The organism is Bifidobacterium sp. WK041_4_12 (assembly GCF_041080795.1).
In the GTDB taxonomy this organism is placed as follows: Bacteria; Actinomycetota; Actinomycetes; order Actinomycetales; family Bifidobacteriaceae; genus Bombiscardovia; species Bombiscardovia aquikefiricola.
This window is the reverse complement of sequence record NZ_CP129674.1, coordinates 56,592-82,802: the sequence shown is the minus strand read 5'-3', so window position 1 is coordinate 82,802 and position 26,211 is coordinate 56,592. Positions and strand designations below refer to the sequence as shown.

The 26,211-nt window shown below is 57.0% G+C and carries 26 protein-coding genes and 2 tRNA genes; 6 read left to right on the top strand and 22 right to left on the bottom strand.

The annotated features are described in order from the left end of the window. Positions 1-268: 268 nt before the first annotated feature. Both mobC and QN215_RS00330 read left to right on the top strand, forming a co-directional pair. On the top strand, positions 269-634 hold the full coding sequence (gene mobC / locus QN215_RS00335; RefSeq protein ID WP_158215586.1) for a plasmid mobilization relaxosome protein MobC: 366 nt from the start codon (positions 269-271) through the stop codon (positions 632-634). A 1-nt stretch (position 635) separates the two neighbouring features. Then, positions 636-2,072 (top strand): relaxase/mobilization nuclease domain-containing protein, encoded by a 1,437-nt coding sequence (locus QN215_RS00330; RefSeq protein ID WP_369344202.1) that lies wholly within the window; start codon positions 636-638, stop codon positions 2,070-2,072. A gap of 4 nt (positions 2,073-2,076) precedes the next feature. Here QN215_RS00330 and QN215_RS00325 read toward each other — a convergent pair whose 3' ends face one another. From QN215_RS00325 to QN215_RS00295, 7 genes are read right to left on the bottom strand one after another with little or no spacing between them, the layout of a single operon-like run. Beyond that, positions 2,077-3,471: a hypothetical protein gene (locus QN215_RS00325; RefSeq protein ID WP_369344201.1), complete on the bottom strand. Its 1,395-nt coding sequence runs from the start codon at positions 3,469-3,471 to the stop codon at positions 2,077-2,079. Positions 3,472-3,483: 12 nt separating this feature from the next. Continuing rightward, positions 3,484-4,167 (bottom strand): hypothetical protein, encoded by a 684-nt coding sequence (locus tag QN215_RS00320; RefSeq protein ID WP_369344200.1) that lies wholly within the window; start codon positions 4,165-4,167, stop codon positions 3,484-3,486. A 23-nt stretch (positions 4,168-4,190) separates the two neighbouring features. After that, entirely contained in the window at positions 4,191-5,705 is a 1,515-nt protein-coding gene (locus tag QN215_RS00315; protein ID WP_369344199.1) for a CHAP domain-containing protein, read from the bottom strand. Beyond that, positions 5,705-8,221, bottom strand: coding sequence for a VirB4-like conjugal transfer ATPase, CD1110 family (locus QN215_RS00310; RefSeq protein WP_369344198.1), 2,517 nt, complete (start codon positions 8,219-8,221; stop codon positions 5,705-5,707). The genes QN215_RS00315 and QN215_RS00310 overlap by 1 nt, the downstream gene beginning before the upstream one ends. Next, positions 8,112-8,534 carry a PrgI family protein gene (locus tag QN215_RS00305; RefSeq protein ID WP_369344197.1) on the bottom strand — a complete coding sequence of 141 codons (423 nt, stop codon included), beginning with the start codon at positions 8,532-8,534 and terminating at the stop codon, positions 8,112-8,114. Before QN215_RS00305 ends, QN215_RS00310 begins: the two co-directional genes overlap by 110 nt. A 4-nt stretch (positions 8,535-8,538) precedes the next feature. Further along, positions 8,539-9,375: a hypothetical protein gene (locus QN215_RS00300; protein ID WP_273193486.1), complete on the bottom strand. Its 837-nt coding sequence runs from the start codon at positions 9,373-9,375 to the stop codon at positions 8,539-8,541. 7 nt (positions 9,376-9,382) lie between these two features. After that, positions 9,383-9,583 (bottom strand): hypothetical protein, encoded by a 201-nt coding sequence (locus tag QN215_RS00295; protein WP_094695315.1) that lies wholly within the window; start codon positions 9,581-9,583, stop codon positions 9,383-9,385. Between the two features lie 77 nt (positions 9,584-9,660). Here QN215_RS00295 and QN215_RS00290 point away from each other — a divergent pair, with 77 nt between their 5' ends. Beyond that, positions 9,661-9,963 (top strand): hypothetical protein, encoded by a 303-nt coding sequence (locus tag QN215_RS00290; RefSeq protein WP_369344196.1) that lies wholly within the window; start codon positions 9,661-9,663, stop codon positions 9,961-9,963. Here the strand turns inward: QN215_RS00290 and QN215_RS00285 are convergent. From QN215_RS00285 to QN215_RS00245, 9 genes are all read right to left on the bottom strand, one after another. After that, a complete protein-coding gene (locus QN215_RS00285; protein ID WP_369344195.1) occupies positions 9,958-11,670 on the bottom strand; it encodes a VirD4-like conjugal transfer protein, CD1115 family in 1,713 nt (570 codons plus the stop codon). The two genes, QN215_RS00290 and QN215_RS00285, sit on opposite strands and share 6 nt — an antisense overlap. Before the next feature lie 4 nt (positions 11,671-11,674). After that, on the bottom strand, positions 11,675-12,124 hold the full coding sequence (locus QN215_RS00280; RefSeq protein ID WP_369344194.1) for a hypothetical protein: 450 nt from the start codon (positions 12,122-12,124) through the stop codon (positions 11,675-11,677). After that, positions 12,121-12,462 carry a hypothetical protein gene (locus QN215_RS00275; protein WP_369344193.1) on the bottom strand — a complete coding sequence of 114 codons (342 nt, stop codon included), beginning with the start codon at positions 12,460-12,462 and terminating at the stop codon, positions 12,121-12,123. The genes QN215_RS00280 and QN215_RS00275 overlap by 4 nt, the downstream gene beginning before the upstream one ends. A gap of 5 nt (positions 12,463-12,467) precedes the next feature. Next, positions 12,468-13,406 (bottom strand): DUF3801 domain-containing protein, encoded by a 939-nt coding sequence (locus QN215_RS00270; RefSeq protein WP_369344192.1) that lies wholly within the window; start codon positions 13,404-13,406, stop codon positions 12,468-12,470. Positions 13,407-13,539: 133 nt separating this feature from the next. Continuing rightward, positions 13,540-13,683, bottom strand: a complete 144-nt coding sequence (locus tag QN215_RS00265) for a hypothetical protein (protein WP_369344191.1) — start codon at positions 13,681-13,683, stop codon at positions 13,540-13,542. A 90-nt stretch (positions 13,684-13,773) separates the two neighbouring features. Further along, positions 13,774-17,943 (bottom strand): LPXTG cell wall anchor domain-containing protein, encoded by a 4,170-nt coding sequence (locus tag QN215_RS00260; RefSeq protein WP_369344190.1) that lies wholly within the window; start codon positions 17,941-17,943, stop codon positions 13,774-13,776. Between the two features lie 130 nt (positions 17,944-18,073). Further along, a complete protein-coding gene (locus QN215_RS00255) occupies positions 18,074-18,946 on the bottom strand; it encodes a helix-turn-helix domain-containing protein (RefSeq protein ID WP_369344189.1) in 873 nt (290 codons plus the stop codon). After that, positions 18,943-19,170 carry a hypothetical protein gene (locus QN215_RS00250; RefSeq protein ID WP_369344188.1) on the bottom strand — a complete coding sequence of 76 codons (228 nt, stop codon included), beginning with the start codon at positions 19,168-19,170 and terminating at the stop codon, positions 18,943-18,945. The genes QN215_RS00255 and QN215_RS00250 overlap by 4 nt, the downstream gene beginning before the upstream one ends. Further along, positions 19,163-19,462, bottom strand: a complete 300-nt coding sequence (locus tag QN215_RS00245) for a hypothetical protein (RefSeq protein WP_369344187.1) — start codon at positions 19,460-19,462, stop codon at positions 19,163-19,165. Before QN215_RS00245 ends, QN215_RS00250 begins: the two co-directional genes overlap by 8 nt. 92 nt (positions 19,463-19,554) lie before the next feature. Between QN215_RS00245 and QN215_RS00240 the strand changes: the two genes are divergently transcribed. Next, positions 19,555-19,938: a helix-turn-helix transcriptional regulator gene (locus QN215_RS00240; protein WP_369344186.1), complete on the top strand. Its 384-nt coding sequence runs from the start codon at positions 19,555-19,557 to the stop codon at positions 19,936-19,938. Beyond that, positions 19,928-20,392, top strand: coding sequence for an ImmA/IrrE family metallo-endopeptidase (locus QN215_RS00235; RefSeq protein ID WP_369344185.1), 465 nt, complete (start codon positions 19,928-19,930; stop codon positions 20,390-20,392). Before QN215_RS00240 ends, QN215_RS00235 begins: the two co-directional genes overlap by 11 nt. A 56-nt stretch (positions 20,393-20,448) precedes the next feature. Here the strand turns inward: QN215_RS00235 and QN215_RS00230 are convergent, their stop codons facing one another. The 3 genes from QN215_RS00230 to QN215_RS00220 form a co-directional block, all read right to left on the bottom strand. Continuing rightward, positions 20,449-21,750, bottom strand: a complete 1,302-nt coding sequence (locus tag QN215_RS00230) for a tyrosine-type recombinase/integrase (protein ID WP_369344184.1) — start codon at positions 21,748-21,750, stop codon at positions 20,449-20,451. A gap of 191 nt (positions 21,751-21,941) precedes the next feature. Then, positions 21,942-22,014, bottom strand: a tRNA-Ala gene (locus tag QN215_RS00225). 25 nt (positions 22,015-22,039) lie between these two features. After that, positions 22,040-22,113 (bottom strand) — tRNA-Ile (locus tag QN215_RS00220). Positions 22,114-22,285: 172 nt separating this feature from the next. On the opposite strand from QN215_RS00220, the gene QN215_RS00215 reads away from it, so the two are divergent. Continuing rightward, positions 22,286-23,020 carry a M48 family metallopeptidase gene (locus QN215_RS00215; protein ID WP_369344183.1) on the top strand — a complete coding sequence of 245 codons (735 nt, stop codon included), beginning with the start codon at positions 22,286-22,288 and terminating at the stop codon, positions 23,018-23,020. A gap of 213 nt (positions 23,021-23,233) precedes the next feature. Here the strand turns inward: QN215_RS00215 and QN215_RS00210 are convergent, their stop codons facing one another. The 3 genes from QN215_RS00210 to QN215_RS00200 form a co-directional block, all read right to left on the bottom strand. After that, positions 23,234-23,713, bottom strand: coding sequence for a Dps family protein (locus QN215_RS00210; protein WP_369344182.1), 480 nt, complete (start codon positions 23,711-23,713; stop codon positions 23,234-23,236). A gap of 164 nt (positions 23,714-23,877) precedes the next feature. Then, entirely contained in the window at positions 23,878-25,236 is a 1,359-nt protein-coding gene (locus tag QN215_RS00205) for a hemolysin family protein (protein ID WP_369344181.1), read from the bottom strand. Between the two features lie 134 nt (positions 25,237-25,370). Next, entirely contained in the window at positions 25,371-25,970 is a 600-nt protein-coding gene (locus tag QN215_RS00200) for a carbonic anhydrase (protein ID WP_369345007.1), read from the bottom strand. Positions 25,971-26,211 lie beyond the last annotated feature (241 nt).

The window sequence follows — 26,211 nt, the reverse complement described above, 5'->3', positions numbered from 1 at the left end:
CTCGTTTCAGTACATCACTACCCAGAGTATTCTCGCTCATTCTCGACGCCATTACTGTGCTCCAATCTCTATAAAAATATGCATTATATTGCTCAATTATCGATTATAGTTCATGCACTAGAAGCTCAAAGAAATGACAAAACAAGTAAAACTACCTACTGTGCCCCCTTGGGGCTAAAATGGGTAGCAAGCATAGCATTGGGGGGACCCCAATGCTCATTCCGGCTTCCGCCGGACTGCGGGACACCCGAACCCGATAGGAGCAGCAGTGAGCAACGATCATCACAGAAACAGATCAGTAGAGAAGAAAATTCGTTTCACACCTGAGGAGTGGCAACAGGCGTCGGCCATCCTTGACCAGGTTCGTGAGTATCGGCCGATGTCGCTGAATGAGTTTGTGTGTCAGTCGGTGTTGGGCAAACAGATCACGTTGATTGCTGTGCCTTTGGACTATACGAAGATGGAGGTTCAGGTCAACAAGATCGGTGTGAACGTCAACCAGATCGCACATCGAGTCAATGCACAGGATTATGCAACCTTGGAAGAGGTCAGTAAGGTGAAGGCCGAGTTGGCTGAAGTGCATCGTCTCGTCGGTGAGGCGTGGAAAAAATTCAACGAACAGCAGGGCCGATAGGATGGCCGTAGTCAAGATCGGCCAGGTGAAGCAGACGCTTTCCAAGGCCATGCAGTACATCTGCAACCCCGACAAGACCCGGGACATGGAGCTGGTGAGCACCAACCTTCCATCCGTGGGCAAAGACCCTACCGCTTTTGCACAGTATTTTCTTGAAGAGCAGCACCGAATCGAAACAGGCCGCGCCCCGACGAAGACCACACTGGTGCGCGCTCACCACATCATTCAGTCGTTCGACCCGGGTGACAACATTACCCCGGAGAGGGCGCACGAGCTGGGCGTGGAGCTGATGGAACGCATCACCGGGGGCATGCAGCATTACGTGATCGCCACGCATACCGACCGCGACCATATCCACAACCACATCATGCTCAGCCCAGTGAACCTGGAAACATCGAAGCGGATGAGAGTGCCGCGAACCTATCTCAAACAGCTCAGAACCATCAGCGACGAACTGTGCCGCGACGCCGGGTTGCGGGTGCTGAAGGAACCGAAGGTGCAACGGTACGGGAAGAGCCGACCGGACTTGTACACGCAGTTGAAAGGAGAGAGCGTCAAGGAGTCGATTCGCCTGCGCATCGATCAGAGCGTGGGCAGGGTTGAGTCGTTCGAACAGTTGAAACGGGTATTGCGTTCGGTGGGCGTGTTCACGCATGTTCGTGGCAAGTATCTGACCTTCGAGGACGCGGAAACCGGGATGAAGTTCCGTGACAGCAAGCTTGGCGAAGCCTACGACGAAATGAATATCATGGTCAAGATCGGCCAGGAGAGTTTGGAGTGCATCAGCTTCAACAAGAGCATGATCGCCAAACAGGATTCGAAGAACGTGAGCATATGGGTACCAGGTACCAAAAGGAATAAACAGATCACCGTGCCGCGTGAACGTCTCGTGATCGACGGGCAGACGATCCGTGCGTGGCTGCCCAGGGGTTCAGACCAGGTGTTGAGCGACCGGCAGGGACGATTCGTGCAGCAGATTCCCACAGAAGGATTGTACGAGTATTTCACCCCGCCAAACCTGAATATCGAGAAACTGATCCGCAACAGCTTGCCACAAATTTATACAGCGAACCCTAAGCAGCGCAGACGCCTCATGGCGCAAGCGTTGAAAGTTGAGGAAGTCAATGCTGTGGTCACGCAGATCAGCACGGTACGTGAATACCTGATCGAAGGCGGCATGACCAGCACGCAAGCCGTGGACGCGATCAGCAACACGATCCGTGAACGGCAGGCTGACTTGCAGTCGTTGATTGTGGCAAGCTGCGAGGAAGGGCTGACCAGCGAACAAGTGGAAAGCCTGGACGCACAGATCAGCAGTAGCGAGAAGCAGATCAGTGATCTTGCCCGACAGGTTCGAGCCTTACGCGGCCGTGAGCAGCAGCGCACACGAACCGAAGACACCACAGCCCAACGGCTAGGAAAACATCGCGGGCGCTGACGGTTTAGAGACCTGGATCACTGCCGCCGATATTGCCTTCATCGCTGCCACTGCTGGGTACGCTCCATGAGGGACTGTTATTGGATTGGTTGGTGCTGGTTGATCCTGATGCGCCACCGGTAGAACGTCGCGTAGTGGATCCCGACGTACCAGAAGACGAAGAACGCTTAGACGAAGACGAACCAGAAGACGAGGATCCCGAAGACGACTTCGATTGAGATTGAGCCTGCGACTGAGCGGTCTGCGCGGCGGCCGCGTCAGCGTCGGTCTTATCAGCAGCAGCCTTCGCGGCCACGCTATCATTCACGCTCTTGACCGGTGCGGCCAGCGTCGCCTTCGCATCCTGGTAACGCTTCTGATCCTTCACACTCGAATCAGCAAGCACCTTGTTCGCAGCATCCAACGCCTTCTGCAGAGTCTCACGAGTCTTGTCGTCGGCAACCTTGCCGTTCGAGGAATCAAGCGTGCCCTGGGCATCCTTGATCGCCTGAGCCAACGACGCCTTCGCATCAGCCAACACCTTCGCATCACGCGACACCACCACCGCACGAGCAGCAGCGTTGATGCTTGCGGCGTCGGCTTTCATGGTTTTGGTGGTGTTGGCGATCTGCTGGGTGAGGTCGTTGAGTTTTGTGGTGGTGAGGGTTGTGGAGCATGCTGCTGTGAGTGGCTTGGCGCTCTTGGCTTGGGCTTGCTTGAGTGTGGTGAGGGTCGATGGGTTGGTGAGTTGGCCGGCCTGCATGGCAGCGAGTTCCGCTGCCTGTGCATGGCTCTTCGTGAGCACGCTAGCGGCGTCTGTCTGGCTTTGGATGGCAGATTCGCATGATTGTATGGCCTGTTGATGTTGAGAGCTGTGCCAGGCGTACAAACCTCCTGTCGAGGCGGCCACGAGCACGAGGATGCCGGCCAGGGTGATGGCGGCTTTCACGAGTGTGGTGCGGCTGATGGAAGGCAGGTGCATCACCCGTGTCGGTGATGGCGCCAGGGTAGGCGCCGGCTCGTCATTGTGTGCGGCAACTGGTTCGAGTTGCTGGGTGGTTGCCTCGTTGATGGGTTGCGTCACCTCGACTGGTAGCGGGTGAGGGGATGCCACAGTTTCAATGGCTGACGCGGCGTCGGCCGGTCGTGTGGTGGTGAGGGTCGATGGGTTGGCGGGTTGGCCGGCCTGCTGGGTGTCGGTCAGGGATCCGTCAGGGTGGATCACGAAGTGGTGTTGGCCGTTCGACTCTATGACGTTGAGTGCATGATCTTCTTTGAGCGTGGTGGCGTCGCGGACAAGGATCGTCAGGATCATCGCTCGGGCTGCTTGTGCATCCTTTTCGCGGATCTTGCGTCGATGTCCGTTAACCGTCAGGGTGGCCGACCCGTCATCATAGATGGCCGCCGTCGATTGGATCATGGGTGAATATCCTTACTGCTGCTGTTGTGTTTCGTTGACCAGGTCATCAGGGATGCGGAAGCTGAGCTGGTCTGCCGTGGGGTTGACGACCTTGGTCACCAGGTCGCTTTTCTCATCAACGGTGACTGTCCAGGTGTCCTTTTCCTCATCGAACTGCACATCCTGCCCGTTCTTATCCGTATACCAGGGTTGGATCGATGCGGTTACCGTGAAGGTGTATGTGCGATCTGGTTTCTTTCCGGATACGTTCTGCACTGCCCATGTTGTGTACGCTGACTCGCCGCTGGGTTGTATGCCGGCGGTGTGTGCCTTGGCGAACACGGTGTCCCATAGTGATGTGTAGGACGCGGCGGCCTGCTGGTTCATGCCTGAGGATTGCAGGTCGGCCGCGGTGGGTTCGCTGACTTTATCTTCGAGCTTGCCGTAGTTTGTGGCAATCAATGCCACGACGCTGGTGGCTTTACTGACCACCGCGTCGGGGACGTTCGTGTAGCTGTCGTCCTCGCCGCCCTTGCCGCCGTCACCGGCAGCAGCAAATGATGATGCACTGTAGCCGAATGCCTTGTTGGCGATGTCCGCCTGCTGCTGTCGGTTGCGGTTCAGTGAGCCTACGATCACTGTGGTGCATCCGATGATGATGGCCAGTACAACAGCGGTTGCGACACCGATAAGTGTCCATTTCTTCTTGTTACTCATGATTCTTCTCCTTGCGCATCTCTTTAATACCAGTGTGGACTGCGGGACTGCCATTTCGCCCATGCGCCACAAGGGTTCTTATAGTCAGGTCGAGAACTGATGTAGGATAGCCCCCATTTCACTTGCGTCACGCCGTTGGTTTTCCAGTCGGCACCTGCCGAAGCCATCTTGCTGCCGGGCAATGACTGGGGAATTCCATACGCGCCACTGGATGCGTTCTCAGCGTCCACTCTCCAACCCGATTCGTGATCCCACAATTGCACGAGGCAGTTGTATTGGGTGTCATCGTGCAGCGCACTCTTCGCATAGCTTTTCGCGTCCGTGCCCGTGCCACCGGTGGATCCGGACGCGGCGCGACCGAGTGGATTGTGCTTGATCACGGCTTGTCCGGCCTTCACGTTTGCGGCGAGCTGGCTGGTGGTGGGGTTGGTCTGGAAGTATTTGCCCCCGCCATAGTTTTCTATGAGCACGCTGTCACTTGACACCTGGGCAATATATCCCACATGGCCGTATTGGCCGCCGCTTGCACCGAGAATGGCGACGCCGGCCGGAATGGAGATGATGTCACCTGCGGAGGGCGTTGTGGTGATGTTCCATCCTGGCAGGTTTCCTGATAATCCCCATTGTCCGCCGTTGCCGCCCAAGGGTGTGAGCTGCGCCCACTTGTATTTCCAGGGAGCGGCGGTGACGCCGGCATCACGGTTGACGCGCCAAGCCACGAAGTCGGTGCAGTTGCCGTACTCGTATCCCAGTGGCGACGTGCCGTCGTTGTAATGGCCCTTGTAAGGGTAGTCATCGGTGATCGGATACTTCGCGCTGCTGGTCTGCGTGTTCTGATCGTTGGCCGCTCCTGGCAGCCATGAGAACAGTGAGGTGACCATTGCGATGACCGCAACGATGGAGACGACGCCGACCATGAAGGGCATCGACATGGAACTCGCGGCAGCGGCGATAGCCGACGCCGCCCGGGTAGCCATCGCCACCGTCTGCCTGGTTATGTTGGCTGACGTTCGTGCAGCAGTCGCAGCAGCCTTTTTCGCTGCCTTCTGGGCGCTTTTCCTGGCGGCAACGCCCGCTGTCTGCTTCATGGTTCGCTGTGCGGACTTCTGAGCAAGTTTCTGCGCGGTGGCATGGGTGACGTTGCGAGTGATAGAGGAGGCTGCATGGTGGACTGCACGTGAGGATGAATGCACTGCCCAACCGGTGGTTTTCCGGGCGACGCTCGTTGCGGCCTTCACCCCGGTGTTGGCTGCCCGCTTCGCTCCTGATTGCAGGAGTTGCTTTGACTTGTCGCCAACGCGCTCGTTCATGTCGCGCTGATCGCGTCCGGTCAGCGTTGACGTCGTGGAACGCATGCCATTGCTCAGCTTGGAAAGCAGTCTGCCTCGCTTATGGCGTTCGTTGCTCACGATGGACTGTGCGCCACGACGCCGGCCCAGGGCAGCGCCTTCCCTGTGGAAGTTCATGCTGCCCTTGCGTGACTTCACGTTGAGTCGGCCGAACCTCACCGTGCCGGCCTGGTGTGTCCTGGCTTTCATCAGGACTCGCTTTCACCGAACTTGGTGGAGAACAGCCGGTACAGGCCGCTCGTGGTGGGAATGCGCCCATCGACGGGCACTGTAGCACTGCCACAGCGGATCAGGCCGCATCCGGCCGGAATGTTGGTGAAGCTGCGCCTCTGCTCGTCACTGAAATGCAACAGATCGCACAGTGTGTCGGCATCGGTCGCATTCTGCTTCAACAGGTACAGGAAGTTCGAGTTGGCGAGCATGAGCCGAGCGTCATCGTTGGAAAGCAACTCATCGATGTTCTGTGTGATGCCGGTGGGGATCAGCCCCCATTTGCGGGCACGCTTGTACAGGCTTCGGAAGTATTCGCTGCTGAACTTGTTGGAGAACAGCAGGTGGAACTCATCGATGTACAGCCAGGTGCGACGTCCACGCTTGCGGTTGTAGGCCGTGCGACGCCATATCTGGTCGAGCACCACCATCATGCCGAAGGTCTTCAGCTCGTTGCCCAAAGACGAAATGTCCCAGGATACAAGCCGGTTGTCCACCTGCACGTTGGTCTGGTGGGCGAACAGGTTCAACGAGCCGGTCGTGTACAGGTCGAGCGCTCCTGCCAGCTCGTGGCCTTCCGCTGACTCTGAGTCCTGCAAAGACTTCTGCAAGTCCAGCAAGGTCGGCTGCACCATCGGCACGCCATCATGGGCGGCGGCCGCATGGGTTCGGTACAGCTTGACGGCGCCGCGGTCAATGAGTGACTTCTGGGTAGCGGTCAACCCTTCCTTGCCGCCCACCAGGGCTGAGATCATCTGAAGTATGAAATCGGACTTCTCGTGGATGGCGTCACCGTCTGCCATGCCGGACTCCAGGCTAATGTCCATCGGATTGACGGTATCCGTAGATCCAGCGTGTATCTGTATTGTGGTGCCGCCATACGCCTTGATCAGTGGCGGGTATTCGTGTTCCGGGTCAATGATGATGATGTCATCGTGAGGATGGGAGAGAAACACGTTCGTGATCTCCATCTTCGCTGATTGGCTCTTGCCGGATCCGGTGGTGCCCAGGATGAACCCGTTGCCGTTCATTTCCTGGGTGCGATCCGCAAGAATCACATTGCCGGACTGCGAATTGATCCCATACCAGTTGCCGTGCGGGGCCAGCAATTCCTGTGTGGTGAATGGGATGATCACGGCTGTGCTTGCCGTGGTCATGGTGCGTCTCATCGGCAGGGCACGCACACCAATCGGCAGTTCGGTGCTGATGCCGTCGAGCATCATGAACGTGGCGCGTTCCGCCTGGCAGGAATGCTTGCGGATCGCGGTCATCACCTCTTCAGTCACCTGGTCGCAGTCCTCCTTGGTGATGCCGGTGATGCCGATGATGAGCACGGTGCTGAGGATCTTCTGATTCGACTGCTCCAACTCCTCGCGCAACTGGGTGGCCTCGTCCAGGCCCTCAGTGAGACGGTGAGGGATCATGGTCTCGTCATAGTGCGCCCTGCGGGCCTTCTTCTGCTCGGTCATGACCTGCATCTCGAACTCTGCTATCTGTCGGTTGAGCATGCCCATGCCGTCAGCCTGGTCGAATGGTTCGACGTGCAGGCTGATGTTCAGATCGCTCTTGATCGCCGTGAGATCCCCGATGAGACTATCAGAAAGCCAACGCGGATAGTCCCGCACCCACAGCACCGTGTGATGGGATGAACCGGAACCGTTCATCAGCTCACAGCCCTTGCCGTCAGCGTCAAGCTTGATGGCCCAGGGGGCGATGTAATCCTTCGTGTGCATGGACTTGCGTGCCGCTGCGAAATCATCCTCCGTGAACGACGGCACCTCGCCGGGACGCATCAGGTGAGAAAGCAGCGCGAGCCGTTGCGTGCGGTCGAGGCGTTCCATCCGGCAGCCATCCATAGCGCTCAGCATGCCCTGAATCTCCCCATAGGCGCGGCTCAGCGCTGCGGAAGCCTTCTCAGCATCGCTTTCACGAACCGTCACCGTCAGATACTTTTCGGTGACCACGCTTTTCCCGCTGCCGGAACGCAGCTTGTTCGTGGCAATCCTGTTGAAGTCCTCGCGCCATTCATCGAACCGGTCGCCGGTCAACGGCTTCTGCACCAGATCGGTCACATCAGCCTCATCGAGCACGCGGTTGATGACATTCTCCTGGATCCTGGTGCCTGCGCCGAAGCTATTGATGAACTTGGCCCACTGGTCTACCAGAGCCTCTTTCGTGTCCTGCGCCGACGCCACATAGTTGATGTCGGACATGCTCATGGTCAACGACCATTCATCGGAGCCCAGGTAGGCGATACCGTCAGGCTTCATCGCCTTGTATCCGATGACGTCACCGGTTCGCTTGGGGGCAGCTGACCAGACGCCACGGCTCACATCATCGTAGCCGGTTACGTGGCGGATATGGCCTTTGGCTGAGAGATGCGTGTCAGCGCTCTTTGAGGTTTTCCTTCTCCTTCTTTTTATCCTTCCTCTGCTCTCTTGCGTCTCGCTGATCTGCTGGGCGGCCTGCGTCCAGTCCTCGGTATTCGTCTGCATAAGTTATGACCTTTCGTGATGCGTAATGATTGATGACATAGCCGATATACTGTTCGGGTTTCAATCCCTTGGGACGCCACCATCCCCACGCAACAATGGGAATCAGTATCGGAAACAGGACGTAGAGCGCAATGTTGGTGGCATTGTCCCAGGATGCGCCATTCGCGTGCATTGCAATGGCCATCGCCGCATAGGATCCACCACCAATGACCACCGCCACAGCGGCAGCACCAAGCTGACGCCAGCTCATGCCAAACATGACCTTCGCCTCATAGGCGCGCACATCTTTATAAACTTGCACTTCCAATGCCATTGCCTCATCCTTCCCCAATAACAGCCTTGGCGAGGCTGTTGGAACCTATGACCACCAAAGCCAGGATTATCGGAGCGACGAACAGGTTCCCAAAGTTCTTCATGAGGAAGTCCATTGGATCGCTGCTAGTGTGTACCGTGCTGGTCACCCATCCACTGATCAAGGCCTGGTAGAGCTTGATTCCTGCGATCAGCATGACGCCCTGCAAGGTGATCGTCGCATAGCGTTTGAGATATCCAATGCCGATCTGCTTGGTGTCCTCGTGGGCCAAGAATGCCAGGGGAAGGCTGCTAAACGCAGTCATCAGATCCAGTTGGATGAACCGCCAGAAGATCATCACCGTAGGCAGGATCCCCACCACGTTCGCAATCAGCCAAGGGAACAGCACGATCATCAGCATGGCCGCCTGTGCACCCCAATTCGCAGAATCTATCGAAGACTTCATGGCATCGCCTAGGAGCTGCCCCTTGGCAGATCCAGTGCCGACATCGATGTTGCTGCCACTCTTGGCCAGTGAGACACCGATATTGTCAATGCCTTGCAGCAGCGCCCCACTGATCCTCAGCACGGCCAGCACCAGGCAGGCCTTGATCATCACCGATGCCACCAGGCGCACCGACAGCATCTTGTCGCCGTCCGCACGGGTGGTGGCCTGTTGCAGCATAAGCATGAGCATCACGCTGAGCACCAGAGCTGTGATGGGCTTGACGGCCACATTCTGAAATGTGGTCATCGCGTTGTACATCGTGGCGTTGTAGCCCGAGGGCAGTTTCAGCAAGTTCTTCGTATCAGTATTTCCTGTACTGATAGCGTTGAGCATCGCTACAATCCACTGATCCATAGGAACCTCAGACCTGGATGCTCAGGAACAACTGTGCGGCGGCGATAATCAAGCCTCCGCCAACAATCTGCCATATACCCGACTGAATCTGTGGGCCTTGGTGATCCCTCATCGCCAGGCCAGCAACGATGGCTCCCCAGACGATCCACAGGCCGCCACCGATGGTGACGAAGGTCTTCAATAGGTTAAGAATTGTTTGAATGGTCATGTCATGCCTTTCTCAACTCACTAATAATTATATAACGTCATTTTATGTATTTATAGTTTTATACTAGAATCGTGCCTATGAGATCTAATGACCCGGCCGATGCATTGCATGCAGTCCTGAATATGCGCCGCTACCTCCTGCTGAGGCACATAGCTGATGAGCCGTCCGGGAGCTGCACGATCTCACAGCTTCAGGCCAGCCTTCCCGAGCAGTCACCAACAGGGATATACCGCGACTGTCTCGCGCTCGAACATGCGGGTCTGATACGGCCGACCGGAGGCATACCACGTCGGCCGCACGTCGAATCATCGTGGGAGCTTGCCACGGACGTACACGCACTGCTTGCAGCCCTGGCATCATCCTTTCCCAACCGCTCATGATCGCTTCGCTTCATACACGAAGGTGGAAGGGTTGATTTTCTTGGATAGGAACGGCCTCACGCCGCGCAGCGTGTACACGCACTCGTCGGATCTGATCAGCGCCAGCTCGTCCGGGGTCATCAGCTCTCGCTTCACCTTGTGCCATGATTTGGTGCTGCTGCCGCTCATCCCGTAGCTCTGACTGTCCTCACGCACGTCGATGGTTCCCGATCCGAGCCGCTTGCTCAGCCACTCGTTCGTGGTGTTGTCATTGCTGCCCAGGTAGAGGATGGAATCACAGTTGCCCACGATGGTGTCCCACTGCTCCTTGTACATGGCTTTGCCCTGGCTATAGGACTGCATGACGATGCATGCGCTGATCCACCGGCTGCGGAATGTGGAGATGCGCTGCTCGAAGTCGGGAATCTTGCCAATGTTGGCGAACTCGTCCAGCAGGCACTGAATGGGCACCTGCACATGCCCTTCCGGGCTGTGGTCGGCAATGTAGATGTTCTCTTCGAACAGGCATTGGTAGAAGATCGAGGCGAGGAAGCTGAATGTGCGATCCGTGTCCGACAACTCTAGGAACAGTACCGTTTTTTCCTTGCCTAGCCGTCCCAGGTCAATGTCATCGTCGGAGAGCATGGCACGCACATGGCCGACCTGCATGGGCGCGAGCCGGTTGCCCAGGCTGATGATGATGCTTTTCTTGGTTTCTCCGGCACCCTGGGTGAACGGCGTGTACTCCTTGATGGCGAATTCAAGGCCCTGGATGATGCGCGTGGCGTCGTCGTCGAACTGGTCGGGATCCTTCAAATATGAGGCCACCATGTGCTTTGCCGATTCGAACATCAAATCGACGTCGAACCGTTTGTTTTCATCCTGCTCGCTAGCTCCCATGCGGCCGACCAGATCAATGACCATCGGCAGCGACGGATCCTCTTCGGCAAAGTAGACGAACGCTATCAGAGCGTTCAGCAGGGCGCGTTCCGAACTCACCCAGAACGAGTCCGATGATTCCTTGGCGGCGGCACCGGAGGTGTTGTTGATCAGGTTTTCCGTCAGCCGTAGGATTGACACTTCAGGATCCTCACGGTTGAAATACTTCATAGGATTGAAGTGGTTCGACTGGGCGAAGTCAATCAGATTCAAGCATCGTACCTGGTATCCGCGTGACGCCAGCTCCAATCCGTAGTCGCGCATGATCTCCCCCTTGGGATCGGTCACCGCATAGCTGGTCAGGGCACGGCGCAGATTTGGCATGATGAAGAAGCGCGTCTTACCGGTTCCAGAACCGCCGATGATGAAAGCATTGATATTGCGCTGCGTCTGGTGAGTATCAATGCTCAATCCCTCAGTCTGTGTAAATTGAATGTTCTTTGCAGGCTTGCGATCCATGAAGGAGCGAATGTCTTTCGCGGTTCCCCATGAAGCAGAACCATGTTCCTCACCGTTGCGTTCCTTGCGCCATCCAGCGTTGTAGAGCACGATCAGACCTAGTGCGACCAGGCTTGCCGTGGCTGCCAATAGATCCGTCCGGTAGAGGGAAAAGTGTAGTGGGCGCGAGATGATGTCCGTAAACAGTCGATTCGAGATAGCATCGATGCTCATGCCCCGGGCATGATCCACGCGCACCTGGAAGCAGACCTTGTCCACTATCCAGAACAAGATGACGGCAAAGACGATGCCAAATATGGTCAGGTCTCGTGTACTGCGGGTTCTTCTCATGACTTCACCTTTTCACTGTGTCCATGCGGGCGTTGCGTTCATCCTCATGGGTGAGCACGCTGCTGTCTGATGAGCCGCTAGCGGCCTGCTGCTCTCGCGCATGCTGCTCATCGATGAGCCGTTGCGCGGTCTGATGCAGGAGGTTTCTCACATCCAGCGCGCTGCGCCGCCGAGTATCATCTGCCTGCCCATCATCGTGCGCCAGAAGTGTGGGAGCGCTTACCGGTGCAGGTTCTTCAACGCGGGGCGGCAACGGTTCCGTATGCTCCTCACGCCGGATGAGATCCGGTGGGGTTGGATCCGTGGAAGAAAGTGGTATAGATACCACGGTGATGCCGTCACCGAACCATGAGATCACACGCGGGGCGGTCGTTCCCGTCATCGCCTGCAAGACTCGCAAGCTAGACTCACTGGATTGCATGCCGCCGACGCGAAGCTGAGCGGTGGCATTCATAGTTCACTCTCCTGCCATGTTTCGCTCGTATCCCCGGTCATCGCCTCGACGTTGACCACGGCAGAACTATGGCCGGCATTGTCTTGCTTCTCCCTGACAAAGCCTCGTATCCAAAGCAGATCGCCACGGGAATACTGATGAGACTGGCAGTATCGGGATACCGTGCCACGGGCATTGCACGGCACGCTGATAAGCTGATTGCCGCCAATATCGCAGGTCACCAGCAGATATGTGACTTCATTACCATCGCTGAAGCGCACATGTTTTGGCTCTCTCAGCAAGGTTCCACGGATCCACACTTGTGCCCCTGGTGGAAGGAGATCGCGCTGTTCATTCATCGAAGTCACCTGGTTTTCGCCTTTGACACCGTATGCACTGGTGCCGCGTTACGAGAGCGGTTGATGCGTTCCTTGGTGTCCTGTTTCAATTCACGTCGCACATCCGACGCTGTCTTCTTCGGAGCAGATTTTGACGACACACGGGTCTGCGTATGCACTGGCTGCTGCACCGAGGGCGATTGCTTTGGCTGCGCTGGGGCGAGCTGAGCGTAATTGACCACACGGCTCGTGTCGAAATGTTTCACGTTCTGCGCGTATGAGTCGATGAACTGTTTGACTGCCGGTTCGCATGATTGCGGGAATGCAACCTGCTTCACCCCGTTCTCACCGTCACTCATCGTGTATGGGATACCCAATTTGGTGAAGTTATCGCTGATGATCTTCGCATCACGATCCCACTGCACGGTCTTGAACTGCATGGTGAACTGGGGGGCGTCAGCCGGCAATGTTGCCGGTACAAGGTCTGAGGCTTTCGTCACAGCCACATCCTGTGCAGCTTGATTCACTCCCTGGGCCTGTTCGGGTACTACCACGAGGTCGATGGCGACATTTCCATCAACCTTGGCCAACGTGCGTTCAAGCGCGTGCTTGACCATATCAGCGTCAGAACCTTTGAATACCAGATAGTATTTGCCAGTATCGGGGTTTTTCTCGATACCGTAATGTACGCCGTAACGGTGCAGTTGCGTGCGAGCATTACGCATATCCTCGCGTGAAAGCTGCTCGGTGAAGTGCAGGTCGCCGCCAGACTTCTTCGTGAGTTTCACCACGGATTCACGGCCCTGCCGCAGCGTGTCCTTCGTGGTTTTCCCTATCTTGGAGATTGTCGTTGATGTGGCCGAAGCGAGTATGTTCGCGCCCTTCTCGCTGACGCGCAGGATAAGGGTCGCTCCCTGCATGGCCGCGCTCAGCACGCTTTGTGCGATCTGTTCTTCCATGACCATGATGGCCTTCGCTTTCGTTCAAAAGAATGGTTGAAAATTGAAGAATGCCCCGCCCGCAGGGGAAAGCAGACGGGGCGTCATATGGCCGGCGAATGTTGGCTGCCGACCGTGGCGCTGACAATTGGGGGAACCGTCAGCGTCCTGTATGAGGGTCGGTGCGGTGATTGACCGCATCGAGGTGTTCAAGCTGCCTGTCTCCTATCGCGGCAGCCCTGCACAGCGACAGCACCATGAGCAGGACGAATGACACCGCGAGAACGGCCACGATCCACAGCATGATGGCTCCTTTCGAGACTGGATGGATGATGATTTGGGGGGGGGGGGATGCCCCGCCCGAAGAAGAGAGAAATGGACGGGGCAAGCATGATCACTCCTTGCTGTCCGTATCCTTGCCGGAAACGTCGGAGAGGGCGAGGGAACGGCGGTAGAGGAACAGTCCCGCACCGCCACCAGCAAGCAGAACCACGGCGGCAGCCAGCCAGAAGATGTCGGCACCAGTCTTCGCCAGGGCGTTCTTGGCGGCCGTGGGCTTGTTGTATCCATTCCAGTCGTCGTGCGCGCTGATCGCAGTGTCGTAGCACACCTTGGATGGATCCACCGTCGGGATCTTGCCGTCGAACGGGTCGGTGTCGACGGCCGGGCAGTCGATGATCGGCTGCGCGGTGACCTTCGCACGATCCGTGTGGTGGTCGTTGCTCTTGATGCCCTTCAACGTGCCGGTGACATCCACCGACGCTCCGGGCTTCAACACGAGCGTGTTCCAGTTGGCCGGATACTTGAAGTCCACGACCGTGCCGGAACCCGCGATGGTGGAGTCCTTCAAGTCGATCTTCGAGAGACTGGCCTTGCCGGTGTTGGTGATGTGGAACACGATCTGCGTGTCACCCGTAACGTCCAGGGCGTCCTTGGGATCGTTGCGATCCCCGGCCTTCATGCCGCTCTTCGCATCGTATTTCTCGATGCTGATGGATGGCGTCTGGTCGGGCGTGTGGGTGGTGACCACGTTCGATGGGCGATCCTGGCCGTTCAGATTCTCGATGAACTGGTTCTTGACGTCGCCGGTCCTGGTGCGTTCCATCTGCACGTAGGCACGCCAACCCTGCTCGGTCGTGTCATTCGAGGATGCGATGGCCAGATAGCGTGCCGTGGCGGTGATCGTGATGACACCGTTCACATCCTGAGCCGTGAACAGGTCTCCACCGAACTTCGTGGAGTCCACGCCACTGCCGGCGATCCGGTCACCCTTCTCGGCCAAGGTCACGGCCTTGCCATCCTGGTATTCGACCACATCCTTCGTCGCGTACACCGCCCACTGGCCGGTGTACCGGTCGTGCGACTGGTCGTAGCCGTCGGTGATCCTCCAGTCGGTGATCGTCTTGTACGCACGATTCGTGTGCAGGGTCGAGGAATCCAGCTGGTAGAGGAACAGGTGATTCAGATAGATGCTCTGACCGTCGGCCGAAGCGCCGCCCACGTTGACCGTCACATCCTTGGAGGGGTTGATCTCCTTCAACGGGTTGGACACGGTGTTGGTGAGCTTCTGCTCGTTGTTGGTGACCTGGATCGCAGTGTTCTTCACCGTGTAACCGTCCTTGACGGCCTTCACCGTCATGGGCAGCACGATCTGGTAGGTCTGGCCAAGCACCTGCTGGTCGATGGCGGGAGAGGTGAGCGGATCCAGCCTCTCGGTCGAATACGCTTTCAGGTCTGACGGCTGAGGATCGCCCTTCACGGTCTCGCCCGTCGCGGGAATGGTCGTGTCCACCGTCTTGAAGAAGGCATACACGATGCCGTCCTTCGCCTGGATGTTGAACTTGCCGGTCACGTCCTTGCCCTGGGCGTCAAGCACCTGGATCGCCGTCGTGTCGAGCTTCAAGTACTGCTCGTCGTAGTCGTCTACCATGCCCAGACGCTGCACCACATACGCGGTGTTGTCCAACTTCGAGGCGTCAAGGTTGACGCGATAGTAGATCCTGTCGCCCAGTACGGCGGTCTTGCCGTCAATGTTGATGGACGCATCCTTCTGAGTGTCCTGCTTGGAAGGGTTGTCGTCGGGAGGCGTGTTCTCCACGATGTTCGACGGAGTGATGCTGTTGTTCAGCGTCAGCTTCCACTGGTTGTCCACCTTCGTGTTCGCGGGAGCGTCAGCGGAGACGGTGCCTTCGAAGCGCACGATGACCCTCGGGTTTGATCCGGCCTTCCAGTTGGCCTTCACCCAGGCATCGGAGAACGCGAGACGAACCGTGTGCGCGGTGTCATCCCAGGTTCCGGTGTACTGGCTCTTGGGAATGATGTTGCCCGTGTTCAGGTCGGTGACCTCCAAGGTCTGCTTGTCCACGTTCAGATACTGGTCGTAACTGTCCGTCACACCCACGTTCGTCACCTGATAGGCCAGGTTCGCAGGCAGCTTCGGCGTGGTCTCAAGCTTGTATTCGACCTTCTGGCCGGGGAACACGGTCTTGCCGTCCACGCTGGACTGGTCGCCGCCCTGGGAGGACTCTGCCAGCACATCCTTCGTGACCGGTGGCACATAGCCGCAGATCTCAGGTTCGTTCGTATCCTCGGTCTGTGTATTCACGGTTTCGGAACCCGCGTTCGTCAAACCCGCGCCATCGTTCACGCCGTCGGGGTTCGTGCAGAAGGTCAGCTCGTCGCCGGCGTTCTTGCCGAAGTCGGAGTGCACCTGCTTGGCGCCGCCACCGTTGGCGAAGTTCACGGTTCCTGGAATCAGCAGGGTAATCTGCCGGGCCTTCGCCAGGCCCTTCAACGAAGCAAGGTAATCTGCCTTAGCGGTTGCGGTGGCAACCGTGCCGTTCACGGTGATGGTGAACTCGTCGGTCACATCCTTGCCCGTATTGGCGATGTCCGCGACACTGGACTGCTTCTCACTGCTAGCATCAGCCGCATACACTCGAATTTTCGAAGCGTCAGCAGCATCGAAGATGCAGTCAGCCTTCGCCCAATCATCCGTCAAAGTCAACTTCGTAGGAGCCTGGATCAGGTTCGCGGCAACCATCCCGTTGACCACCGAGCCAACCGTATCGCCGTCAAGGAATGTCTCGGTGTCGGCACCGGTCTGGTTACTCCTGGACGGGTCGATCACGGCCTGCCACTTACCATTGATCTGCTTGATCCAGCTCTTGTCAGGGTTGGGTCTCCATGTAGGGAAGGAATGGCCATCAGTGTTGACCGTGGCATCCTGGTTCCATTTCACAGAGGCGACATCATCGACCTTGGAGAAGTCAGGCTTGGCAACCGTCACATCGAAGCTGAACGCATAGGTGTGATCCAACGGCATCTCGCCCTTGGACGCGGGTCGCACGGCAGTCACCGTGTTCGCACTCTTGTCCCAGGTGATCGTGAAATCGCCGGAAACGTCGGCACCACTCGTGGTGTCCACCAGCTTGCAGTTGTCGATGGAATAGTTCACGCCATTAGGCGTGATCGTATCCTTGATGGTCATCTCGTAGCCGCCGCGACCGGAACCGGTCGTGATCGTCGTGCGATTCACCATCCGGTCGGCAGACGTGCCTTCTTCGATGCTCTTCGAAGGCTTTGCAGGAGGGACCGCAGCCACGGGGAACGATTCAGAAGCCTCGCGATCCGTGGTATCCACGGCAGCCGCCATCTTGCCCTGCTTGGCAACCTGCACGTCAAACCAGTACGTGCCTTCCTGCCAATGCGACATGCCAAAGTCGGCAGGCGTGAAGTCGGGAGAGTTCTTCGAACCATCATTACTGATGGTCACGCTCTTCGTCACGCTCTTCGCGGCCACGTACCCGTTCCTCTGCCCGTCATAGTGCATGATGACCTTCGCCGTCAGATTCTCACTCAGCGAGGAACCACCATTAGACGTGGTGATCACGTCATGCACGGCAGCGGTCGAACCCACCTTCATCGAGGCGGCAGACGCCTGCTTGGTGGACACGGAAAGCTTATAGGCGACCGGTGGTTCATCGCTGGAAAGGACGATGACAATAATTCCTGGAGTCTTCGCCGCTTCACGGGCGACCAGCCCGTTGATCGTGGTCACCCCATCCGAGAACGGAGTGGTCGTCTGATAGCCGACACCTTCATACGAGTAGGTCTTCCCCTGAGTCACCGCATTCCATGCAGACGCCCACTGAGATGTATTAAATCCACCGGTACTGCCGGTATAAACACCATCAGTCGAAACCGCGCCGACACTGACCAAGCGGCAGCCCGCATTCGTGCTGCCATCATGCTTCGCGGCATAGCGGGACTGGCATTCACTCACCGCACTGTTCAATGCCGTCGTGGCCGCCGCATCCGCAGGATGCGACGCATCGTTGAATGATGTCAGACCCATTGAAGCCAGCGCAACATCGACGTTGGCCAGCGTAGGAGCGCCAAAGCTGTCTCGATAGGCAAAACTGATCTGGCCGTCACCGCCCGAGCCTGTGCCGCCGCCACCTGATCCGCCGCCGCCATCGGCGTAGGCCAGTGGTGAAACGAGCGTGGAAAGCGCCGCGATCACGGCTGCTGCCACGGTCGCACCCTTCTTCCAATTCCTCATATTCTTCCCTTATCATTAAGGGGCAGCCCCTTATGGGTTGCCCTGGCAGGCCCCTGCTATCGGGCTCATCAGGCAAAAGAGAACCGTGATAACGAGGGCACAATTGTTGTTTGCCGTGCGTGCGTACACGTCACGGCGTGGATAGGTCATCGTCAGTTGGCAGGCCCAGCCGTTGCAGTGCCTGAATGCCGGTGATGCCCGTGTTCAACAGTTTGGCCAGGGTGACCGCGAGACCGTCGGGAGTGGCATTCTCCTCGTCCCTGCGCAGCAAGGCGAGCACGTGCGTGCATTTCCAGGTGTGCGTGTGAGCGTGGTCGGATGGGTGGCGGGCCTTGCTCATGAGGTTGAGTTCATGGCCGCGTCTGAGCCAGTTGCGGAAACTCGCATCCCAGTCGGCACTGACCTGTGCCGAGGAGAGACATCGGTCGCGGAATTTCGCAAACTCCGCATCACAGTCCAAGCCAAGCGTGGTGGCGAGAGCGTGGTGCGCACTATCAGGCCGCCAGTCGCCGATTCTGCTCATCGTGGGTCGGCGGCGACGGTGGGGGAGTCTCTCACCCGGGTTATTTGTCGGGTTATGTGGTTCGTGTGCACCGTGTTGCATGTCTACGGGGCTGTGATTGCATCCCTGGACAGTGCTTGCTGCATCCCTGTGAACGTCCACGGGTGCAGGATCTGCACCCGTGACGGTTGTGTCCTTCACTGTGTGTCTCGTGGTTTGCAGGTTCAGGTCCCATACGGTGGGGCGATGGTTGCCGGGCAGGTACGAGGCGAGCCGCTGGTTGCCATGGTGTATCGCTCCGGACCGTTCCAGCAGGCGCAGCTTGTATTGCACCGTGCGGCGTGACACCTCGGCGATCCGGGACAGTGTCGCCAGACTGGGGTAGGCGCCGGTGCCGTCGGGATTGGCGTAATCACCCAAGGCGATCAGGATGACCTTCGCGGTCGTATCCTTGCCCGTGGGCGCGTCGTTCAACGCCCACAGCATGCTGCGCAGACTCACGGGCGTCTCCTGCGATGGATCCTCGCGGTGCTGCGCACCTCGGCGAGTCGTTCGTCCAGATGCTCGATGCTGTCCGTGGACACCCGATACTGGCGTGAGGGCTGGCATACGCGCAGCACACCCTCCCTGCCGAGCTTGAGGATCTGGCGACGATCCATGCCCAGCATGATCGACGCCTCACTCAGATTCACCCACTTCGGCACGAATCCGTCACTGCTAATCATGATCGGCCCTTTCGCCCGTAACCCCGTGATGCGTGTCCGGCACTGGTAGGGCCGCCTCTTCGACGGGGCTTACCAGGGTCTCGATGTCGACGTGGAAGGCTCGCGCCAGCATCTCCAGCTCATGCACATCGAATGGTGATGTGGAGGGGAAGCGCAGCCGGCGGATCAGGGTCATCCGAGGGATCCCCGTCAGCTGCGAGGCACGCAGTATGGAAGCGCCCGACCGGGTGATGACCGCCGCGACATGGTGCGCGACGAGTGTCGCGAAACTTGAACTGTCCATGAAAGACATGTTAATGCCCAAACAGGCAGTATGTCAATATCGGAAGTGCCCATATAGGGCTTGATAATGACTGTTCAGTGTTATAGAGTGTCCATATGGACATGAACGAAGCTACAGCGAAGACCATAGCATCCGAACGATCGGCGGCGGGGCTGACGATCAAACGGCTCGCGGAACGCTCGGGCGTTCCCGAACGCACCCTGATCCGCATTCTCAAGAATGAGCGTGACATCAAGGTCACCCAGCTCGCCCAACTCGCCGAGGTGTTCGGCGTCTACCCCCACGAACTCATCCAATCCGCCGAAGCGTTCATCGAACGTGATCAGCGGGGACCCGTCACCCTGGGGGAGTCGCAGCCAAGCGAATTGTCCGAAGCGGACAAGACAGCGTACGTGCTCAACAAGATAGCCAGCCATGATGTCAGGCTCGCGGCATCGCACGACCCCAACAAATGGGTTGAGGCGGCAGGCGGCGATGGACGATAACAGGCGCGTCCTCCCCGATTTCCTGCACCGGACATACACGCAGATCGTCAACGACACCGAGCACCTCGACGTGAGTGTCGTCAACACTCTGCTTCCGGGGGATCTCACCGGAATATACGATGAAGCGACGAAGCTCATCCTCATAGACCAGCGGCTCATCAGCGCCCAGCAACGCTGCACCCTGGCGCACGAGCTCGTGCACTGGGAGCACGCCGACGAAACCTGTTCGGGAACCCTGGGCTCGAAGATCGAGCGCCATGCCCGCATGGAAACCGCGTCCAAGCTCATACGGCCGTGCGAATACGCCCTCGCCGAGAACGAATACGACGGTGACGTCTACGCCATCGCCTGCGAGCTGGACGTCACCGTGCAAGTCATCGAGGACTTCCGCAACTACCTGGCAATGAGCCAAGACATGGCGAGCCATCAGCAACAGACACTGTACCGAATCTGAGCACGCTCATGCTGCACACATGAGAGTTGAGGGGAAAGTCGAGTCCGTCCCCGTGTTTATTTGAGTTTTTCAGCTTTCCTCATAACAGCGGTGAGCCGTATCGTCAGTTGTTCGTTCTGCTGCTTGAGTTCCTTTATGCGTTGATCGTTATCCCGTATACGCGAACGCAGCGACTCGACGGTATCCTCACCGGGAATGAGCGAACCTATCTGCCTCGCGAGATCCCTTGACCGCGACTGGACACTGTGCTGGTAACGCATCGCGGTCTGCGGATCCGAATGACCGGCTGCATCCATGATCTCACGCACCGTCGCACCCTGCTGGGCCAGCAACGTCAACGCCGTATGACGCAGATCATGAAAACGAAGATCCTTGCGTCCCGCCTGGATTCGGGCCTTGTCGTACCAGCCTCTGAGCGTGTTGGGGTGCAACGGGGCCGAATGGTCATTGACGCCGGGGAAAATAAAAGCACCAGCTTCGGGACCGGTAAGGTCGAGTAGCGTCTCCATCATTGGTTTCAATTGCGGAGGTATGCTCTCGTCGCGTTCACTGTGCTCGGTTTTGGTGCTGCCGATCAGTTCCGGTCCAATGGTCTTGCGGCTCGAGCGAATATGAAGCACCAAATGGTCCAGATCGATGCTGCTTCTGGTGAGCGCGCAGATCTCGCCGATGCGCGGGCCGTTGCAGAATACGGCGATGTACACCGCCGCACGGTACCGTTCGGGCATGGCCTCGTAGATCATGCGTACCTGTGCGAGCGTGGCGGGCACCGTCTCGGTGTTGCGTCGCTGCGATGGTGTCATGATGGTGCAGGGATTCCTGGAAATCATTGGGCTTTCCCCATCGGGCCCGGGACTGCTGGCGGATGCCAACACGCTCTTGAGCACTTTGAGTGCATTGATGCACATGCTGCGCTGCGAGTGATCCAACCCGTCCCACCACCGATCCACATCACGGCTCGTGATCTCGGCCAAGCGTCGTTTGCCAAAAAACGGGAGGATATGGTTCGTCGCGTCCTTGCGTATCCTGTAGACCGTGCCTGCCTGGAGTTGGTCGCCCGACCGGGTGCGTCGCAGACTCAGCCATTGTTCAAAGTATTGCGCGAAGGTCAACGAGCGACGCTGCTGCTCCCGAAGGATCTCCCTTTCAGGCTGCCATGAATGGGCGTCGATACGAAGCTTGGCGTCCCTGAGCCACACCAGTGCACCGGCCTCGTCATCAATGTCGAAGCTGGCATACTGACGCTCCCTCAATCCAGGCCACTTATCAAAAGCCCAGAAGGGCGTCAGATAACTCGCCTCTATCCACGCGCTCGTCCGATTGCTCTTGTGCCGAAGCGTACCGAATCTCCGAGTCATAACATCCTCCTGCACCCGTGAACCATGCTGCTTTTACCACATGAATTACCACGCCAAACAGGAAACAGCAAGCGAAAACACGGCATTGCACGTCAAGACAGACCAACCGGGAAACCATGGAAGCACAAGGGGAAAACACTGAAATGGCAACAAAAAAGGCCGGTCACGACGGACCGGCCCTTTGATAACCGTGGAGCTAGGGAGATTCGAACTCCCGACCCTCTGCTTGCAAAGCAGATGCGCTACCAGCTGCGCCATAGCCCCGAATTGCCAAATAGTTAACTTAGCGTGGGCCCGGGAGGACTTGAACCTCCGACCTCATCCTTATCAGGGATGCGCTCTAACCACCTGAGCTACGGGCCCGCTTTTGTGCGTGTAAAACACACAAGGAGATACGATACAGTCTTAGCCTCATGAAGTCAATTCCACCGTGTCGTTTTCGGGCATGGATTTTTCCTTATGCTGCCGCGCATTGCCAGCCGAAAAACAGCACCATGTTCTATGCTGGTTGAGCGAATATGACAGGAAATAATAGGTGGATGATAGTGCGGTTATTCGCATCGTTACATCGTCGCAGCTTGTGGGCATGCGCGAAATGAATCTGAATGTGTGGTCGAGACATGGCAAGGGTTGGTTGCAGAACAAGGTGAGTGCGAATACAAGAGGTGTCACGAGGCGTACCGCCCGAACAACCACCGTTCATACAGCCGAATTCCATGGCAGACCGGTCACGATTACCCGCAAGTCTGTGAAGAACATGTACCTGCGCATTCAAACCAAGGACGGCAGAATCGCTGTAACTGCACCATTTCGGATATCAGACGGCACTATCCGAGATTTTATTGAGAACCGGTGGGATTGGATTGAACAAGCAGAAAGGGAGCTTGGCGAGGCAAGAAGTGCGGCCATGGAATCGGGAACGAAGCAAGTCTGGTCGACTGCCAGAAAAAACGAGGCTCGACAAAGAATGAACGCCGTCCTACCTGCATTGCTGAACAAGTGGCTGCCGATTGTTGGCCGTGAGCCGAGCAACATTTCCTTGAGACTTATGACAACCCGCTGGGGATCGTGCACGCCTGCCACACGGCGAATTCGCCTGAATCTTGAACTGGCGTGGCTTGAGCCTGAGCTACTCGAATATGTGCTCGTCCATGAGCTGACACACCTCTGGGCTTCCGGTCACGGCGCGACATTCCAGCGTTATATGACCGCATTCATGCCGGACTGGAAACAACGCCGTCGCACTCTGAATCACCACATCATCGGCTGATTCCAGGCTGATTCAAAGCTGATTCCAGCTTGAGCCGTGCATCTATTGCATGCAAAGCCACACAAACAGACACACAAACAGCCACACAAAAAGAACAGTGTGCCTTCGGAATCGCTTTCGTAAAAACTGCAGAAAACTAAAAACTGCAGAAAACTAAAACTGCTGAAAAGCTGCACCGAAGGCGCACTGTGTGAAATCTCTATGCGAGAGAACTCAGATCAAATGGCTTCTCATGAACCACTGGAAGGCTTCGAGCTTCTGCACATGATCCTGAATGATGTTGGAGCTGACAACATCAAGTTCATCCAATTCCTTGATGGCCTCGCGGTCATCGGCGATGAATGAATCATAGAAACCGCACAGCGCCTTCAGATAGTCAAGAGTGGACTTACGACCATCCAGGTCCACGCCCTTCCAAGTGCGGTTACGAATGATCGCCTCAGGGCGGCCATCTGGTGAACCGCCGAGGGTTGCAATGCGCTCTGCGGTCTCATCGGCCATGTTCCTGACCTCGTCGACCTGTGGATCAAGCATCAAGTGCACTGCAATGAAGTTTGGGCCGGTTACGTTCCAGTGAGCGTGCTTGAGCACCAGTGAAGCCTCTTGTTCCTGGCTCAGTCTGTTCTGCAAAATGGAGATAATCTTCTCGGAAGCTGCTTCATCAAGTCCGGGAACCGTGAAAGTCAATGCCATAAAAACTCCTTCGTATAATGTTGGGCATTCCATCGTGTTCGTTGGTGCGATTCAACAGATGGAAGCCATTGCTTTTGCACCCTAATCACTAGCGTAAATGCCGCATTCAAGAAGTCAAATCAGTGAAACGTGAACATTTATGACTTGTTGCGCATCCCTTGGTCTCAGACTCCTTGTTGTGCCGCATCCGCCTCGTTGCCTGAGCCGGTCAACGGATTCAGGGGCTTCATGTTCTGCCTGCGGCGTACCTGTATCGTTTCGATGCGTCTTCCCTCGACCTGCGTGACGACCATGTCATAGCCGTCATCGGAGTGCAGAATCTCACCGATTTGGCCCATCTTTCCGGTGTGAGCAAGGAAGTATCCGGCAACTGTTTCGTAAGGTCCGTCTTCCAGTTCGATGCCGGTCACATCCGCAAAATCTTCGATGGTCATGCCGCCGTCAATCGTGGCGATGCCGTTGACGAACGCGGTCTGCTTTTGCCGTGGCTTCCCAGACGTTTCAGGCAGGTCATATTCATCTCGGATATCGCCGACCAGCTCCTCTGTCATGTCCTCAAGCGTGACGATGCCGTCCGTACCACCGTATTCATCGATGACTACGGCGAGATGGATGCCACGTTTACGCAGCATTTCGAGGCTGGGAAGCAGCTTTGAAGTGCCTGGCAGCGAGATGCCGTCACGGGTCACGTCGGCAACGGTTTTGGCATTCGAATCGCGAACATCGAGTAAATCGCGGACATGCACGAAACCAAGCACATCGTCAAAATCCTTGCCTTTGACCGGATATCGCGAATAGGGCTCATTGCGTACGAAGACAGCCGCGTCATGCAAAGACATGTCGGCGTCAAGGAAGGTGACATCGGCGCGCGGTCGCATGACTTCGGCGACAATCGTTTCTGACGCATCGAAGACATCGTCCAGAATGGTGCGTTCATCCTTGCTCAGATGCGTATTGCTTGAGACAAGAACCCTGAGCTCGTCATCGCTGACCTGCGTGTTGGTCTGCTGCGGGTCGAAGCCCAGCAGTCTCACGATGCCATTCGTATTCTTGCCGATAAGCCAGATCAGAGGCTTGCACACGGCAGAGAACACATGAATGGCAGGAACGGTTGCTCGTGCAATCTGTTCGGTGCGTTGCATGGCGATGCGTTTGGGCACCATCTCGGAAATCACGATGGAGAAATATGAAATGATCAGAGTCAGAACGACTGTTGTCAGCGGTGATGCCACATTGTTGGGCATACCCCAGGAGCTAAGCATCGGCACTATCTGCGGTGCAAGCGATGATGCGCCAAACGATGCGGAAAGAAAACCAGAAAGGGTGACGCCAATCTGCACTGTGGAAAGAAATGTATTCGGATCGCGTGCAATTTTGCCCACTCGCGCACCCTTGGCATCTTCCTGCTCCATTTGCTCAATCTGAGAGCCGCGCAGCGACACCAAGGCCAGCTCCGTACCTGAAAATACGGAGCCGATGACGAGAAATACAAAGATCAGCACGATATTAAGCCACAACGACATATCTCCAATTTACTGTGAGCAGCCGTCAATTGCACGCCGAGCACCTCTGTGAGCGAAGAGAAGCGAAGCAACGCGTTGTAAGACCGCGCTTTGACAGACCATCGAGAGCTTCGTGGAAAGCCACATCGACAGCCTCAGAAGGAGAGCACCTCAACCTTGCCGGTGGTGAGCAGATAACGGGCTCCAACCATCGAAACCCTGCCGCTTGCAATGGCTTCTTGAATGATGCTTGAGCTTGAGACCAGACGCTCAATCGTTCTGGCGACATGCACACGCTCAAACTCATCGGTTGTGCTCAGATCCGCTGTCTGCGCGGCAAGAATGGAGGCTCCTACCTGACGAACCACGATCGAATCGGAAACCAGTTCGTCGACATTGTTGCCTTCGGAGAAACCTGTCCGCAGCGATTCGTTGGCATTCAAAGCAGCCAGAGCCGATTGAACGGCCCCACAATGTTCATGACCCATAACGACCAGCAGGCTCACATGCAAGGATTCGATTGCGAACTCCAGCGAGGCTTGCACGGCATCGTCAATGATTTCACCGGCAGTTCGAATCGTGAATAGATCACCCAGTCCCTCGTCAAATATGATTTCCGGGGGCACGCGAGAATCCGAGCATGAGAGCACGGCCGCATCTGGGCTTTGCCCGTCGATCAGGCCTTCACGAGTGTCCTTGTCTTGCCAAGGGTGCTCGGCCTCGCCCTGTGCAAAGCGCCTGTTGCCGGCAAGCATGCGGCTCCACGTCACCGTAGCCGTGCTTTCTTGCTGCTGTTCAACCTTATGAGTCTCAGCCTTATGCGCCTCAACATTGTGCTTGCCGTTATCTGTATTGACCACAACCGCCCCCTTGTTAGTTGTGATTATCCTACAATCCCACTATGCCTGGAAACCGCGCTTTCGCATATGACGCAATGCAACTGTGACGATATAGACAGTTGCTAGGCGGTGATACGAGTGATGAGGCAGTTGTTAG